A 15,645-nucleotide genomic window follows, 5' to 3' on the forward strand; every position below is an offset into this window, starting at 1 on the left:
CATGATCCCGGCCCGTTTTCCATAAGATCCGATCGGATCGGCCGGAATCAGCGGGCGCTCGCAAGGATCCATGTCACCCAGCTCCGACCGCGGCATGTCGAGGAAACTGGCGTCGGGCGTCGCGGTCGCGGCGGCCCTGGCGCTGGCCGCCTGCAACATGTCGGGGCGTCCCGCCACCAGCGACGGCGGCGTGGTCCTGGCCGGCCCGGCGCCCGGCACCATGGATGCTGCCGGCAACTACACCGCGGTCAACGGCGACACGGTCTATGGCGTCGCCAACCGCTTCAAGGTGCCGATCCGCTCGCTGATCGACGAGAACGGCCTGAAGCCGCCCTACCGGCTGGCCACGGGACAGAAGCTGCGCATCCCGCAGCAGCAGGTCTATATCGCCAAGGCCGGCGACAGCATCTATTCGATCGCCGACCAGTTCAACGTCGATCAGAGCCAGCTGATCCGCTTCAACCAGCTCAAGCCGCCCTACACGCTCACGGCCGGCCAGCGGATCCTGCTGCCGGCCGCCGTGCAGCAGGCGCCTTCCATGCCGACCGTGATCGCGTCGCCGTCATCCTCCGTGACAGCGGTGCCGCTCGATGCGCCCAGCCCCGGCGCGGTGGGTTCCCAGCCGCTTTCGAGCGCGAGCCCTTCGGCTTCATCGACGGCCAGCACGGCGCCCATTCCGTCGACAGCGCCGCAACCGGCACCGATGCCGTCGGCCACGCCCACGGTGAAGCCGCTGCAGACGCCCTCGGCCAGCAGTGCCACCGCGCAGCCCGATGCGGTCGCCAACATCCCGCAGCCCGCGACGCGCGCGGGCGGTTTCTTCCAGTGGCCGGTGAACGGCAAGATCATCTCCGGCTTCGGCGCCACCTCGGGCGGGCTGCATAACGACGGCATCAACATCGCCGCCCCGCGCGGCACGCCGGTCCATGCCGCCGAGAACGGCGTCGTGGTCTATGCCGGCAACCAGCTCCGGGGTTTCGGCAACCTGATCCTGATCCGTCATGCCGATGGCTGGGTCACGGCCTACGCCCACAACGACACGCTCCTGGTCAAGAAGGGCCAGCAGGTGAAGCGCGGCGACGTGATCGCGCGCGTCGGCAGCACCGGCAACGTCTCGACCCCGCAGCTCCATTTCGAGCTGCGCAAGGGCACCGAGGCGGTCGACCCGAAAGTGATGCTGGGCGCCTACGGGGCGTGAGCTTCGTTCGGGGCGAAGCACAGGCGGACGCCGACCCCTCACTCGTCATCCCTGCTTTCGCGGCGATGACGTCAGGAGATGGGCAGCCGCCCCGCACGGTCTCCTTAGCTTAAGCTCTCAAGGAGTCGAGGGCCTGGGCCAGATCGTTCACCAGGTCGTCCAGCGTCTCCAGCCCGACCGACAGCCGCACCAGCCCGTCGCTGATCCCGTGCTTCTGCCGTTCCTCCGCGCTGTAGGTCGAATGGGTCATGCTGGCGGGATGCTGGATCAGCGTCTCCGCATCGCCGAGGCTGACCGCGCGGGTGATGAGCTCGAGGCGGTTCATCAGCGCCGTGCCCGCTGCCACGCCGCCCTCGAGCTCGAACGCGATCAGCCCGCCGGGCAACGACATCTGGCGCTTGGCCAGCGCATATTGCGGGAACGACGCCAGGCCCGGATAGGAGACCCGCGCCACGGCGGGATGACTGGCCAGCAGCTCCGCCAGCGCCGAGGCCGAGGCGCAGTGGCGTTCCATCCTCAGCTCAAGCGTCTTGAGACCGCGCAGGATCAGGAAGGCGTTGATCGGCGACAGCGTGGCCCCGGTCAGCCAGCGCAGGCCGACGGTGCGAATCTGCTTGATCGTCTCGGCCGGGCCGACGACGAGGCCGCCCAGCAGATCGCCATGCCCGCCGAGATATTTGGTGGCGGAATGCACCACGAGATCGGCACCGAACTGCAGCGGGCGCTGGATGGCCGGCGAGCAGAAGGTGCTGTCCACCACCGCCAGGGCGCCCGCCGCATGCGCCCGCTCGGCGACCGCGGCGATATCGATGACACGCAGGTTCGGGTTGGCGGGCGTCTCGAAGAACACCAGCTTGGTCTTCGGCGTCAGGGCCGCCTCCAGCGTCTCCAGCCGCGTCATGTCCACCGGATGAACGGCGATGCCGAACCGCGTCAGACCCTTGGTGAGCAGGGCGAAGGAGCTGCCATAGATCGTGTGGTCGATGACGACCTCGTCGCCGGCCGACAGCAGCGTCCAGAGAAGGCTGGCGATGGCGCCCATGCCCGATGCCACGGCAAGCGCGGCTTCGCCGCCTTCCAGGCTGGCGATCCGTTCCTCCAGGAGCGCCTGGGTCGGGTTCCGGTTCCGGCCGTAGATATAGCCGGCGCGCTCGCCGCGAAAGAGCTCGGCGCCGGCCTCCGCGCTCTCGAAGGCGTAGGTCGAGGTCATGAAGATCGGCGGCGTGAGGGCTCCATGCTCGCTTGCGGGCTCGTAGCCCAGATGGATCGCCCGGGTGGCGAAGCCCGCCGGGGCGTTGCGCGTGTTCTGCCGCATGAAACCTGTCCTTCGCTGAAGGGGTGACAGCCGAAATCGATCGTTCGCCGCAGGACGGTCGAACGGCTCAGGGCATCGCTCGCGCCGCGGTCGCAGCGCGTTCCCGCGCGCTCGTCAGTCCAGCGTCTGCCCCAGCCGACCCGCCAGATCCTGGATGAACTGCCAGGCCACGCGACCCGAGCGCGCGCCGCGGGTGACGGACCATTCGTTGGCCTGGCGGTGCAGCTCCTCGCTGTCGATCTTGAGCCCGTAATGGCGGGCATAGCCGTCGACGATCGCGAAATAAGTGTCCTGGTTGTAGTTGTGGAATCCGAGCCAGAGGCCGAAACGGTCGGACAGCGAGACCTTCTCCTCCACGGCCTCGGCCGGATTGATGGCGGTCGAGCGCTCGTTCTCGATCATCTCGCGCGGCATGAGATGGCGGCGGTTCGAGGTCGCATAGAAGATCACGTTCTCCGGCCGCCCCTCGATGCCGCCCTCGAGCACGGCCTTGAGCGACTTGTAGCTGGTGTCGGCCTGGTCGAAGGAAAGGTCGTCGCAGAAGAGCAGGAACTGGCGCGGATGATCGCGCAACCGGCCCAGCAGCACGGGCAGCGAGTTCAGGTCCTCGCGATGGATCTCGACCAGCGCGAGGCGGCCCTTCGTCTCCTGGTTGACCGCGGCATGGACCGCCTTGACCAGCGAGCTCTTGCCGGTGCCGCGCGCTCCCCAGAGCAGCGCGTTGTTGGCGGGCAGGCCCTTGGCGAAGCGGCGGGTGTTGTCGAGCAGGATGTCGCGCACATGCTCCACCCCCTGCAGCAGGCCGATCTCGACGCGGTTGACCTTGGCAACCGCCTCGAGGCGCGTGCCCTGCGCGTGCCAGAGATAGGCATCGGCGGCATCGAGCGAGGCCGAGGCGGGGGCGGGCGGTGCCAGCCGTTCCAGCGCTTCGGCGATGCGGGTCAGGAGGGGGAAGAGGTCGGCGTCACTCATGATGCGTTCGATCGATCGGGCTTAGGGATGAGAAAGGCGGTTCACCCCCGGACGGAGCCGGTGGCGAAATCCCGCGCGATTTCCGCGGGGCTTGGACAGTAGCAGGGCGATTCCCTGCTGTCATGGGCTGGCGCCATCCGCCAAGGCCTTGCAAATCCCGGGAAATTTACCAACTGACCTTGATTGCAATTCGCGCTTGAGCCGTTATAGTCCGCCGGCTGGCGCCACGCCCAACCCATCCCAGGAGACCTTGCCGATGTTCATTTCTGAAGCTTTTGCCCAGGCAGCCGACGCGGCGCCCGCGGGGTTGGGCGGCCTCGGCGGCCTTGCCCAGTTCGCGCCGCTGGTCCTCATCTTCGTGGTGTTCTATTTCCTGCTGATCCGTCCGCAGCAGAAGAAGATGAAGGCCCATCGCGAGATGGTGCAGGCGCTGAAGCGCGGCGACCGCGTGGTGACCTCCGGCGGCATCGTCGGCACCGTGACCAAGGTCGTCAGCGACAGCGAAGTGCAGATCGAGATCGCCGAGAACGTCCGGGTGCGCGTGGTCCGTTCCTCGATCACCGACATCGTGGCCAAGACCGAGCCCGCCTCCAACGGAAACGCCAAGGAAGAGGCGGCGAAGGGCGAATGATCGACCGGCGCCGGCGCGGGCGGGATCCGGTTCCCGCCGGCCGACGCTCTTCTGATTCTCCCGCGGGAGCGGCTGCATGCTGAATTTCCAACCCTGGAAGATCTCGCTCATCGTCCTGACGCTGCTGATCGGCGTCATCGCGGCGGCGCCCAATCTCTTCTCGCGCGCGCAGCTCGACGCGGCGCCGGGCTGGCTGCCGAAGGACCAGATCACGCTCGGTCTCGATCTCCAGGGCGGCTCCCATCTCCTGCTCGAGGTCGACGTCAAGGCGGTCATCGAGGAGCAGCTCAACGGCGTCGTCGATTCCGTGCGCACCGCCTTCCGCAAGGCGAACATCGGCTACTCGGATCTGGGCGTGAAGGGCAACTCCGTCACGGCGAAGCTGCGCGACACCACCCAGATCGACCAGGCGCGCACGCTGTTGAAGGACGCGGCGCCGGGCCTCGACCAGTCGGTCGCCAACGACGGCAGCATCACGCTGACCTTGAACGACCAGGCGATCCTGGATCGCCAGCGCAACGCGGTCTCCCAGTCGATCGAGATCGTGCGCCGGCGCATCGACGAGACCGGCACGAAGGAGCCGACCATCCAGCGCCAGGGTGCCGACCGCATCCTGGTCCAGCTTCCGGGCGTCAAGGACCCCGAGCATATCAAGGCGCTGATCGGCAAGACCGCCAAGATGACCTTCCGGTTCGTCGATACCACCGTCTCGGCGGACCAGGCGCGGGCGGGCAACCTGCCGCCGACCTCCGAGGTGCTGCCCAGCGCCCAGAACGGCGGCGACGGCCAGCCCATGGCCTATTACGTCGTGCAGAAGCGCGTCATGGTCAGCGGCGAGAACCTGATCGACGCCCAGGCGACCTTCCAGGACGCGCAGCCCGTGGTCAGCTTCCGCTTCGACTCCCTGGGCGCCAAGCGCTTCGGCGACGCCACGCGCGAGAATGTCGGCAAGCTCTTCGCCATCGTCCTCGATGGCAAGGTGATCAGCGCGCCCGTGATCCGCGACGCCATCACCTCGGGCAGCGGCGTCATCAGCGGCAGCTTCACCACCCAGACCGCCAACGACCTGGCGCTGCTGCTGCGCGCCGGCGCCCTGCCGGCGCCCCTCACGGTGATCGAGGAGCGCACGGTGGGCGCCGATCTCGGTGCCGACTCCATCGCCGCCGGCAAGTTCGCCTGCCTCATCGGCCTGGTGCTGATCGTGCTGGCGATGATGCTGCTCTACGGCCTGTTCGGCTTCTTCGCCAACCTGGCGCTGGTCCTGAACGCGATCCTGCTGCTGGGGGCGCTCTCGCTCCTGGGTGCGACCTTGACCTTGCCCGGCATCGCCGGCATCGCGCTCACGCTCGGCATGGCGATCGACGCCAACGTGCTGATCTTCGAGCGCATCCGCGAGGAGGTCCGCAACGGCCGCAGCCCGATCGCCTCGCTCGATCACGGCTTCAACGAGGCCCGGCGGACCATCGTCGATGCCAACGTGACGCATCTGATCTCGTCCCTCATTCTCTTCATGCTCGGATCGGGACCGGTGAAAGGCTTCGCCGTCACGCTCTCGATCGGCGTTCTCACCTCCATGTTCACCGCGGTCATGGTGACGCGGCTGATCGTCGTGTTGTGGTACCGGCAGGCGCGGCCGGCGGCGCTGCCGGTCTAGTCGGAAGGATTGTTCGCGATGTTCGGTGGCATTCACCTGATCCGGCACGATACGCGCATCGACTTCATGCGCATCCACAAGCCGTTGATGTTCTTCTCCATCTTCATGGTGGTCGCCTCGATCGCGCTGGTCGCCGTCAAGGGCCTCAATTTCGGCATCGATTTCCGCGGCGGCATCCTGATGGAGGTCCGCACCAGCGAGGCGGCCGACCTGGGCGGCATGCGCGAGACCCTGTCGAATCTGGGGCTGGGCGAGGTCTATCTGCAGCAGTTCGGCTCGCCGCAGGACGTGCTGATCCGGCTGCGCCAGCAGGAAGGCGGGGACGCAGCGCAGGGCGCCGCGGTCCAGAAGGTCAAGGACGCGCTCGGCACCAGCGTCGAATACCGCCGCACGGAGGTGGTCGGCCCCAAGGTCGGCGCGGAGCTGATCTGGAAGGCGATCTACGCCACGCTCCTCGCCCTCGTCGGCATCGCCGCCTATATCTGGTTCCGCTACGAGTGGCATTTCGGCCTGAATGCCATCCTGGCGACGTTCCACGACGTCATCACTACCGTCGGCCTGTTCTCGCTCCTGGGCCTGCAGTTCGACCTGGCCAGCGTGGCCGCGGTGCTCACGATCGCGGGCTATTCGGTCAACGACACGGTCGTGATCTATGACCGCATCCGCGACGAGCTCCGGCGCTACAAGAAGCTGCCGGTCAGCGACATCATCAACCAGTCGATCAACAAGACGCTGGCGCGCACCACCGTCACCAGCGGCCTGACGCTGCTCTCGGTGCTGGCCATCGCGCTGTTCGGTGGGGAGGCTCTGCGCGGCTTCGCGATCGCGCTGGTCTGGGGCATCGTGATCGGCACCTATTCGACCATCTTCGTGGCCTCGCCGATGCTGATCTATTCCAACCTCCGGGGCCTGCGCGCCAAGGCCGCGGCCCAGTCGACCGGCCCGGCGGGCCAGACGAACGTGCCTCCGGCCGGCGCGTCCCCGGCCGGCCAGCCGCAAACGAGCGCGCCAAAGACAGCGGCGCCCAAGGCCGGCGCGACGACGACGCCGGCCACAGCCAAGCCGAAATAACCCGCGCGTCCGCGCGCGGGGGAGGGCCGTCCGATGGACATGACCCCGCTCATTCCCGCCGGCCGCCAGATCGTCGAGAGCTACGGTCACCGACGGTTTCGCGTTTCCGGCACGCTCCATGAAGGGTCGGTGCTGGTCTTTCCCGACCGCACGCTCGCCTGGCCGGTGGCCGAGGCGGCCGGCGCCAATCCCGAGAACCTGCTGACCGTGAGCGAGGCGGGCCGGGCCGGCGCCATCGAGCTGCTGCTGCTGGGCTGCGGGCTTAAGATGACGCTGGTGCCCTCGAGCCTGCGCGCGGCGCTCAGGGAGGCGGGCGTGGTCATCGAGCCGATGGATACGGGCGCTGCCTGCCGCACCTACAACGTGCTGATGGCCGAGGGCCGCCGGGTTGCCGCGGCGCTGGTCGCGGTCGAATAGCGCAAAAGAAAAGCGGGGCCCTGAAGGGCCCCGCCGATCTTAGCCGCGGATGGCGTGTAAGCGGGTCGGGCTTACACGAAGCCGCCGTGGGACTGCGCGATCATGCAGTAGAGCATCGGGATCGACAGCAGCGTGTTGGTGCGCGAGAACAGCATCGCGGTGCGGGCGGCCTTCTTCTTCGTGTCCGCGTCCGCCTCGACGATGCCCAGCGCCTTCTTCTGGTTCGGCCAGATGATGAACCAGACGTTGAACCACATGATGGCGCCCAGCCACATGCCGATGCCGATCGGCGTGCTGACGCCGCCATCGGTGATGCCGAGCGCGATCGCGTCGCCGATATAGCCGTTCATCGCCGCCAGGATCAGGCCGGTGACGATGGTCGCCATGGCGCCCCAGCGGAACCAGAACAGCGCGACCGGGGCGATGAACTTGCCGATGGCCGGCTTTTGCTCGTCCGGGATCTTCGGCATGGTCGGGATCTGGGTGAAGTTGAAATACCAGAGATGGCCGATCCACATGATGCCGCTGATCACATGGAGCCAACGGAACAGGAAGGCGAACCAGCCATGGTCGAAGGACGGCAATGTGAAGGCCGCTCCGCCCACGATGGCAGCGATGACGATGACGATGACCGTCAGCACGAAGCCGGCGATCACGGTATTTCTCAATGACGATAGAATGCTCTGCATGGCTCCCCCTTGAGACTCAAGTTTGTATTGCCGGTAGGCTAGCGCAAAAACCAATGACTTCAACGGCTTTGTTGATTAATTCTCACATGCGGAGTCGGGTCTTTGCCGCCGTCTGACAAGGCCGGGTTGAGCTATTGCGGCGCCTTGCTGCGCCGCCACGATCCAGACCGTTACCTGACGGCGCTGTTCGCGCCGGCATCGGCTCGCGAGTCACTGTTCGCCCTCTACGCCTTCAACCTCGAGATCGCGCGCACCCGCGAGGCGGTCCGCGAGCCGATGATGGGCCGCATCCGGCTGCAATGGTGGCGCGACGCCGTGGCGGAAGCGGCGGCCGGGAAGCCCTACCGGCACGAGATCCTCGAGCCCCTGGCCGAGGCCATCCGGGAGCGGTCGCTGAGTCCGGCCTGGTTCGAGCGGCTGATCGAGACGCGGGAGCAGGATCTCGAAGGCGCGCCGCCTGCCGATATGCAGGCGCTGCTTGCCTATGCGGAAGGAAGCTCGGCGGCCCTGACATGGCTCGCCCTCGAAACGCTGGGAGGTGCCGCGGGCCGCGCGCCGGCGGCGATCGAAGCGGGCCGCAAGCTTGGAGTCGCCTGGGCCCTGACCGGTCTCCTGCGCGCCGTGCCGCACCATGCGCGCCAGCGCCAGCTCCATCTGCCGGCAGACCTGCTGGCGCGCCACGAGGTGCGCGCCGAGGATCTGCTGGAACTGCGCCAGCCGCCCGGCCTGACCTCGGTGGTGCGGGAGATCGCGGAGGAGGCGGCCCGCCAGCTGGAGGCGGCCCGACAGGCGGGAAGGGGATTGCCGCGCAGCATGCTGCCGGCCCTGCTGCCCGGCACGCTTGCGGATCTCTATCTCAAGCGGCTGGAGCGGGCGGGCTACGATCCTTATGCCCCATCCGTGCAGACGGCGCCCCCGGGGCGCGTCTGGCGGTTGACCTGGCGCCGGATGCGGGGGCGGTTCTAGGGCTTCGTTTCGCGTAAGATTTCAGGGAACATGCAAGCAGCGCCAACCGCTCGTGACCGGTCCCGATGCCAGCCGCCGTCCTTCGCGCGCTGATCGCCGCGCTTCTCGTCGCCTGTGTCGCGATGGCCGGGGTCGGTGCCATCGCGGCGGAGCGCATGCCCGACATTTCCCAATGCCGCGGCAATGACGGTTATGTCTACATCGCGCTGGGGCGCGATATCCTCCGGTGGAAGCCCGATCGATTCATCATCATGGATCTGTCGGGGGCCGATACGGACCCGCTCTTCCCGGCGCCGCCCGATGCTTCCGAGCCGGCCGGGTGCCATGACAACCCCCTCCGCGTTCTTCGAGGGTCGCCCGTTCTGGAATTGTCGGAACTCGTGCCGGGAGCCACCGATTCCTCCGGCCGGGGCGTGCATGCCTTCTTGATCCTGCGCCTGGAGAACGACGACCTGCAGCAGCAGCGCGAAAAGAGCTTCGAGAGGGCCTGCGAGCCTCCGCAGGATGGGCGAGGCCATCGCATCCGGACGATCGATCCGCCCGGATTCAGCGAATGCAGCACGCAGTCCGCGAAGGACCCGGCAACCTGGCTTTCCAGCTACAAGACCCTGCCGGGCCGTTATACGGCACCGATGGGCGGCCCCCTCGTCATTACCTGCCTCTATTCTGGCCTGTTCGACTGTTATACCGGCTACAAGATGGCGCCGACTCTGGGGCTGACCTACTTGTTCAACTTCAGCGAGCTCGCGCTCGAGCAGCTCCTGGATTTCGATCGTGCCCTGCAGGCGAAAATCGAGGCGGCGCGGGTCAAGGACTATGCTTGGCCGGCTCCGTAGGACAGGCGGCCGGCGGGTTCTCGGTCTCCTGACCGGGCTCGCCATAACGGTTCTCATGGGATCCGCGAGCGGCGATCCCATGGTGCCGGACGCGCCGCAATGCGGCAGTACCGATGCGGGCCAGATTTATATCGCCATCGCTCGGGACGTGTTTCGGCTGCCTTATGCGGCCGTCAGGCAGATCAGAACGCTTCCTCCCATCGACGACAAGACTCTCGTTCCCGATCCGCCGAACTCCCTGGCGCCACCCGGATGCTACGCGAATCCCGTACGCGCCCGGTCGCTTCGCTTGAATCTCGATATTCAAGCCGTCCTTCCGGCCGCCGGGTTGCCGAATGCTCCCATCCCCATTTTCGGCATGGCGTTCATGTCATCCCCGATTTCTCGAGAGACGTTGCAGCAGGACTGGTTCGGGGCGTTTTGCGCGACCGAGACGAGCTCGGTCATCGCCGATGTGACGCCGGAAGGATATGAACGCTGTGCCGTGCGGACGGGGCAGCCACCGCCCCACGACATGAAGACGATCTACAAAATCCCGCCGACTCTCTATGCGACGCCGGCGGGCGAACCTTTCTTCATTCGCACCCATATCGGCGATCTGCTCTATGGCGGTGATTCCATCATCGACTATCAGCTCGATGACGAGGTCATGCTCTACTATCAGTTCTGGCTCAAAGATCTCCCCATCGAGCATGTGCTGGATTTCGATCGCGCCCTGCGGGCGATGATCGAGGCAGCGACGGTGAAGGACTATCCCTGGCCGACGAACTAGGCGGTTCAGGCGCTGGCTGGCAGTGGGTGCAATTGATCGCGCGCCAGCCAGGCCGCGAGATCCGCGCGGGCACGGGCCACCATCGCGGGCTTGCGTTCGGCCTTGGCGCGCTTGCCGACCGAGGTGATGGGGGCCGGCGGGAACAGGCCGAAATTCACGTTCATCGGCTGGAAGCTCGCGGCATCGGCGCCGCCGGTGATATGGCCGAGGAGGGCGCCCAGGGCCGTGGTCGGCGGCGGCGGCTCGGTGGCGATGCCCAGCGCCTGCGCCGCGGCGAAGCGGCCGGCGACGAGGCCGATGGCGGCGCTCTCGACATAGCCTTCCACGCCGGTCACCTGTCCGGCGAAGCGCAAGGCGGGCATCGCCTTCAGCCGCAGCTCGGGATCGAGCAGCTTCGGGCTGTTGATGAAGGTGTTGCGGTGCAGGCCGCCGAGGCGCGCGAACTCCGCCTGCTCCAGGCCCGGGATCATGCGGAAGATGCGGACCTGCTCGGCATATTTGAGCTTGGTCTGGAAGCCCACGATGTTGAAGAGCGTGCCCAGCGCATTGTCCTGGCGCAGCTGCACCACGGCATAGGGCGGTCGGTCGGCGCGGGGGTTGGTCAGGCCCACGGGCTTCATCGGGCCGAAGCGCAGCGTGTTGGGCCCGCGCTCCGCCATGACCTCGATCGGGAGGCAGCCCTCGAAATAGGGCGTGTTCTTCTCCCACTCCTTGAAATCGCCTTTCTCGCCGGCGAGCAGGGCCGCGATGAAGGCGAGATATTCGGGCTTCTCCAGCGCGCAATTGATGTAGTCGGCGCCGCTGCCGCCAGGGCCCGGCTTGTCGTAGCGCGACTGGAACCAGGCCTTCCCCATGTCGATGCTGTCGCGATGGACGATGGGGGCGATCGCGTCGAAGAAGGCGAGGGATTCCTCGCCGGAGAGCCGGCGGATCGCCTCGGCCAGCGCGGGCGAGGTGAGGGGGCCCGTGGCGATGATGACATTCCGCCAATCTTCGGGCGGCAGGCCGGCGATCTCCCCCCGCTCGATGGTCACCAGCGGCTCGGCCTCGAGACGCGCCGTCACCCTGGCGGCGAACAGGTCGCGATCGACCGCGAGCGCACCGCCGGCCGGCAGCTTGTGAGCGTCGGCCGCTGCCAGGATCAGGGAGCCGGCACGGCGCATCTCCTCATGCAGCAGCCCGACCGCGTTGGTTTCGGCATCGTCCGAGCGTAGCGAGTTGGAGCAGACCAGCTCGGCGAACCGGTCGGTCTTGTGAGCGTCGGTCGCCCGCAGGGGCCGCATCTCGTGCAGCATCACCGGCACTCCGGCCCGAGCGAGCTGCCAGGCCGCCTCGCTGCCGGCCAGGCCGGCGCCCACCACATGGACAGGATTGTCTCTGACCAGATTGTTTCTCATGGTCCGAACAGATAGCGTCTGAAACCGGATCGGGCAACCGGCGCGGGATGTCGCCGGAAGGGCCCAGGGAGGGGCGAGGATGACCAGGTTTCTCAATCCGAGCGGCGTGGTGAAGCCGTTCAGCAAATACAGCCAGGTGGCCGAGGTGCCCGGGAACTGCCGCTGGGTGCATATCTCCGGGCAGGTCGGCGCCACGGCCGAAGGCAAGCTGCTCGAAGGGTTCGAGGAGCAGGCGCGCCAGACTTGGCACAACATCATCGGCTGCCTCGATGCCGTCGACATGGATGTGGGCGACATCGTGAAGGTGAATCACTTCCTCACGCGGGCCTCCGACGTGGCGGCCTCGCGCGAGATCCGGGACGAGATGCTGGACGGCCACACGCCCACCTCGACCCTGCTGGTGGTCACCGCCCTGGCGCATCCGGCGCTGCTGGTGGAGATCGAGGTGATCGCGGCCAAGCCCGAGAGCGGCAGATCCGCCAAGGCTGCGGCGGCGGAGAAGGCGCCCGCCACGGAAGCGCCCCCGAAATCGAAATCCAAGCGTTGAAAGCGTGCGGGGGTCCGGCGCGATCTATTGCGCGATGCCCTGCTGCTCGAGCATCCGGGCATAGGCAGGGCGCGATTTCACGCTCGCGATGAAGCGGCCGAGCGCCGGAAAGCCCGCCGCGGGCTTCGCGCAGTTGCGCGACCAGCGCGCGAGCATCGCCAGATAGATGTCGGCCGCGCTGAAGCGGTCGCCCAGCAGATAGGGCCCGTGCCGCGCAAGGCGGTCGTCGAGGAAGCGCCACATCGGGTCGAGATTGCGTTCCGCCATCTCCAGCGCCAGCTTGTGATGGCGCTCGTCCGGTCCCACCGATCGCTCGGGATGCCACCAGCGGCTGAGCTCCTCCTGCAGCGTGTTGGTGAGATAGACCATCCATTGCAGGAACAAGGGCCGCTGGAAGGTGCCGGGCGCGGGCGCGAGCTCGGCGCCCGGATGGCGCTCGCAGAGATAGAGCATGATGGCGGCGGCCTCGTACATCACCATCTCGCCTTCGACCAGGGTCGGCACGCGCGCATGGGGATTGAGCTTCAGATAGTCCGGGCTGCGCGTGTCTCCCTTCGCGGGATCGACGAGCTGCAGCTCGTAGGGAACGCCCAGCTCGATCAACAGGGCTTGGGGCGCCATGGCGGCGGAGCCGGGCGTCCAATAGAGACGGTACAAGTTCGGCACTCCCGGGCCCGTCAGGGAATCGGCCCTATTGCGGTTGGGGCCGGGAGCATGCCGATCCCTGGGACCGCGGTCGAGGGCGGAAAACCGGGCTGGGCGAGATGGGGTGGCGCGATCGGGTGCCGGACGTAGCATCGCCGCGGCGGTTGCGCTAAGTTTTCGACGGCCTCGCGAACGGGTCGGGGTGGAGAGAGGAACCGCCGATGCCAGTCACGCATGAGCCGTGGTTGGTGGCGTTGTCGCTCGCTGTCGCCATCCAGGGCAGCTATGTCGGCTTGAGCTTGGCCGTAAGGCTGAGTGCGGCCGAAGGGGTGCGCCGTCGGCTGCGGCTGGCGGGTGCCTCGCTCTCGCTCGGCGTCGGCATCTGGTCGATGCATTTCGTCGGCATGCTCGCGGCACAGCTGCCGGGCACCGTCGACTTCCTGGTTTTCCCGACGCTGCTTTCCTTCCTGGTCTGCGTGATCGTGGTCGGGCTGGCGCTGGTGGCGGCGAGCTTCGGACGACCGACACCGCTGCGCATCGCCGCGGCGGCGGTGTTCATGGGGCTCGGTATCGCTTCCATGCACTATATCGGCATGACCGCGTTGCATCGCAGCCTGCATCTCCATCATGACTGGAGGCTGATCGCCGCGAGCGTGGTCATCGCCATCGCGGCCTCGTCCCTGGCGCTCTGGCTGGGCTTCGGCGCGCGGCGCCATCCGCCCCTGATCGTCTCGGCGACGGCGCTCGGCCTCGCCATCGCGGGCATGCACTACACCGCCATGGCCGGGCTCGAGGTCGAGCCGATGACCATGGGGGCCGCCTTGCTGCCGCCGGCCCTGTCGGTGGATCTGCTGGCCATCGTCGTGGCGGTCGTGGCCTTCCTGGTCTCCGGGATCTTCCTGCTGACCCTGGTGCCGGATCGCGGCCGGGTCATGGGCGAAACGGCGCCGGGGCTGCCGATCGGGGAGGACGCCCTCAGCCCGCCGACGTCTTCGGCAGCGGCAGGCCCGATGGGGCCGGCACCCCTCGGCGGGGTAGGAGGTCCGCCCAGGCGGGTCGCGACCCGCATCCCGGTGGAACGTGCAGGTGTCACCCAGCTCATCGCGCCAGACGAGGTCTTCGCGGTTCATGCGAACGCCCATTACACCTACCTGTTCAATGGGACGGACGACCTGTTCTGCAGCCTGTCGATCAGCGAGATCGAAACCCGCCTGGATCCCGCCCGGTTCGCCCGGGTGCATCGTAGCCATATCGTCGCTCTCGACCGGATCGTGGCGATCCGGCGGGTCGGCGATACCGGCCATGTGGAGCTGGCCGGGGGCGCCCGGCGCACGGTGCCGGTGAGCCGGTCCAAGCTCGCCAGCCTCAGGGCCCAGGTCCAGGGCCGGGTTCCCGAGCCTCAGAACGCCGCCCAATAGCCGGCATATAGTTCTCCTGTACTGACGCAATTCGTGCAAGCCGGCTGCAATTGGTGCTGTTCCCGGCGCTTTAGTGCACGCCCGATTGGCACCGGTCTCTGCCCGTCCGACCTTTGGTTCGACAGCTAATCCCCGATTCTTCCTCAGGAACCAGGGGACGCCGTCCAACGATGCTCAACCAGGTCACCTGTCCGGTGACGCTCGCCTGTGATCGGCCCCAAGGCCGGCGCGGCGAAACCAGGGAGGACGCCCGTGATACCAGGCAGCTTTGCCTACCACCGGCCGAAATCCGCCCAGGAGGCGGTCAATCTGCTGGCCCAGCTGGGCGAAGACGCCCGGCCCATTGCCGGCGGCCACAGCCTGATCCCGATGATGAAGCTCCGGCTCGCCAAGCCGGCGCATCTGGTCGATCTGGGTCGGATCGGCGATCTCAAGTTCATCCGGGAAGAGGGTGGCGCCATCCTCCTCGGCGCCATGACCACCCAGCACGAGTTGATCGCCTCGGACCGGCTGGCGAAGGCGCTGCCGATCCTGCGCGAGGCGGCGCTGCTGATCGCCGACCCGCAGGTGCGCTACCAGGGCACGATCGGCGGCAATGTCGCCAATGGCGACCCCGGCAACGACATGCCCGCCCTGATGCAATGCCTCGATGCCAGCTACCAGATCCTCGGCAAGGGCAGGGAGCGCCAGGTGAAGGCGCGCGATTTCTACCAGGGCGCTTATTTCACCGCGCTGGAGCCGGGCGAGATCGTGACCTCGGTCCGCATCCCGGTCCCACCGGCGGGCCACGGCTATGCCTATGAGAAACTGAAGCGCAAGGTCGGCGACTATGCGACCGCGGCCGCCGCGATCGTGTTGACGCTGCAGGGCGGAACTTGCAGGTCCGCCTCGATCGGCCTCACCAACTTGTCGGAGACGCCGCTCTACGCCGATGCCGCCGCTGTGGCACTGGTCGGCAGCGATCTCGGCGGTGCGGCGCTCGACAAGGCCGTCGCCGCGGCCGAGGCGCAGGTGTCGCCGGTCGCCGACGGGCGCGGGTCGGTCGAGTATCGCCGGCGCATGGCCGGCGTCATGGTCCGCCGCGCGGTGCTGCGCGCCAAGTCGCGCGCATCCTGAG

16 protein-coding genes are annotated in these 15,645 nt (G+C 67.5%); 11 read left to right on the top strand and 5 right to left on the bottom strand.

Features of this window, described 5'->3' with window-relative positions; all coding sequences use genetic code 11:
• Positions 1-94: 94 nt before the first annotated feature.
• Positions 95-1,198, top strand: a complete 1,104-nt coding sequence (locus FRZ61_RS10245) for a LysM peptidoglycan-binding domain-containing M23 family metallopeptidase (protein ID WP_225309202.1) — start codon at positions 95-97, stop codon at positions 1,196-1,198.
• 109 nt (positions 1,199-1,307) lie between these two features.
• Here the strand turns inward: FRZ61_RS10245 and megL are convergent, their stop codons facing one another.
• Together megL and FRZ61_RS10255 are read right to left on the bottom strand one after the other, a co-directional pair.
• Complete coding sequence (gene megL, locus FRZ61_RS10250) at positions 1,308-2,513, bottom strand: methionine gamma-lyase (RefSeq protein ID WP_151117211.1); 1,206 nt, start codon at positions 2,511-2,513, stop codon at positions 1,308-1,310.
• 114 nt (positions 2,514-2,627) lie between these two features.
• Positions 2,628-3,485, bottom strand: coding sequence for an ATP-binding protein (locus FRZ61_RS10255; protein WP_151117213.1), 858 nt, complete (start codon positions 3,483-3,485; stop codon positions 2,628-2,630).
• A 256-nt stretch (positions 3,486-3,741) separates the two neighbouring features.
• Here FRZ61_RS10255 and yajC point away from each other — a divergent pair, with 256 nt between their 5' ends.
• The 4 genes from yajC to FRZ61_RS10275 all read left to right on the top strand — a co-directional run bounded on the left by yajC (position 3,742) and on the right by FRZ61_RS10275 (position 7,258).
• On the top strand, positions 3,742-4,116 hold the full coding sequence (yajC, locus tag FRZ61_RS10260) for a preprotein translocase subunit YajC (RefSeq protein ID WP_151117215.1): 375 nt from the start codon (positions 3,742-3,744) through the stop codon (positions 4,114-4,116).
• 76 nt (positions 4,117-4,192) lie between these two features.
• Complete coding sequence (gene secD, locus FRZ61_RS10265; RefSeq protein ID WP_151117217.1) at positions 4,193-5,770, top strand: protein translocase subunit SecD; 1,578 nt, start codon at positions 4,193-4,195, stop codon at positions 5,768-5,770.
• A gap of 18 nt (positions 5,771-5,788) precedes the next feature.
• Entirely contained in the window at positions 5,789-6,841 is a 1,053-nt protein-coding gene (secF, locus tag FRZ61_RS10270; RefSeq protein ID WP_151117219.1) for a protein translocase subunit SecF, read from the top strand.
• Between the two features lie 33 nt (positions 6,842-6,874).
• Positions 6,875-7,258, top strand: a complete 384-nt coding sequence (locus FRZ61_RS10275) for an Mth938-like domain-containing protein (RefSeq protein WP_151117221.1) — start codon at positions 6,875-6,877, stop codon at positions 7,256-7,258.
• A gap of 71 nt (positions 7,259-7,329) precedes the next feature.
• Here the strand turns inward: FRZ61_RS10275 and FRZ61_RS10280 are convergent, their stop codons facing one another.
• Complete coding sequence (locus tag FRZ61_RS10280; protein WP_151117223.1) at positions 7,330-7,947, bottom strand: urate hydroxylase PuuD; 618 nt, start codon at positions 7,945-7,947, stop codon at positions 7,330-7,332.
• A 102-nt stretch (positions 7,948-8,049) separates the two neighbouring features.
• Between FRZ61_RS10280 and FRZ61_RS10285 the strand changes: the two genes are divergently transcribed.
• The 3 genes from FRZ61_RS10285 to FRZ61_RS10295 all read left to right on the top strand — a co-directional run bounded on the left by FRZ61_RS10285 (position 8,050) and on the right by FRZ61_RS10295 (position 10,521).
• On the top strand, positions 8,050-8,913 hold the full coding sequence (locus FRZ61_RS10285) for a phytoene/squalene synthase family protein (RefSeq protein ID WP_151117225.1): 864 nt from the start codon (positions 8,050-8,052) through the stop codon (positions 8,911-8,913).
• 65 nt (positions 8,914-8,978) lie between these two features.
• On the top strand, positions 8,979-9,749 hold the full coding sequence (locus FRZ61_RS10290; RefSeq protein ID WP_151117227.1) for a hypothetical protein: 771 nt from the start codon (positions 8,979-8,981) through the stop codon (positions 9,747-9,749).
• A 79-nt stretch (positions 9,750-9,828) separates the two neighbouring features.
• Positions 9,829-10,521, top strand: coding sequence for a hypothetical protein (locus FRZ61_RS10295; RefSeq protein WP_151117229.1), 693 nt, complete (start codon positions 9,829-9,831; stop codon positions 10,519-10,521).
• 5 nt (positions 10,522-10,526) lie between these two features.
• Here the strand turns inward: FRZ61_RS10295 and trmFO are convergent, their stop codons facing one another.
• Positions 10,527-11,918, bottom strand: a complete 1,392-nt coding sequence (trmFO, locus tag FRZ61_RS10300) for a methylenetetrahydrofolate--tRNA-(uracil(54)-C(5))-methyltransferase (FADH(2)-oxidizing) TrmFO (RefSeq protein ID WP_151117231.1) — start codon at positions 11,916-11,918, stop codon at positions 10,527-10,529.
• A gap of 79 nt (positions 11,919-11,997) precedes the next feature.
• On the opposite strand from trmFO, the gene FRZ61_RS10305 reads away from it, so the two are divergent.
• Positions 11,998-12,465: a RidA family protein gene (locus tag FRZ61_RS10305; protein ID WP_151117233.1), complete on the top strand. Its 468-nt coding sequence runs from the start codon at positions 11,998-12,000 to the stop codon at positions 12,463-12,465.
• Between the two features lie 24 nt (positions 12,466-12,489).
• Here the strand turns inward: FRZ61_RS10305 and FRZ61_RS10310 are convergent, their stop codons facing one another.
• Entirely contained in the window at positions 12,490-13,122 is a 633-nt protein-coding gene (locus FRZ61_RS10310) for a glutathione S-transferase family protein (protein WP_191909384.1), read from the bottom strand.
• A gap of 209 nt (positions 13,123-13,331) precedes the next feature.
• Here FRZ61_RS10310 and FRZ61_RS10315 point away from each other — a divergent pair, with 209 nt between their 5' ends.
• Positions 13,332-14,528 carry an MHYT domain-containing protein gene (locus FRZ61_RS10315; protein WP_151117237.1) on the top strand — a complete coding sequence of 399 codons (1,197 nt, stop codon included), beginning with the start codon at positions 13,332-13,334 and terminating at the stop codon, positions 14,526-14,528.
• A gap of 252 nt (positions 14,529-14,780) precedes the next feature.
• Complete coding sequence (locus FRZ61_RS10320; RefSeq protein WP_151117239.1) at positions 14,781-15,644, top strand: FAD binding domain-containing protein; 864 nt, start codon at positions 14,781-14,783, stop codon at positions 15,642-15,644.
• Position 15,645: the final 1 nt, after the last annotated feature.

Origin of the sequence: Hypericibacter adhaerens (genome assembly GCF_008728835.1) — a bacterium.
Taxonomy (GTDB): domain Bacteria; phylum Pseudomonadota; class Alphaproteobacteria; order Dongiales; family Dongiaceae; genus Hypericibacter; species Hypericibacter adhaerens.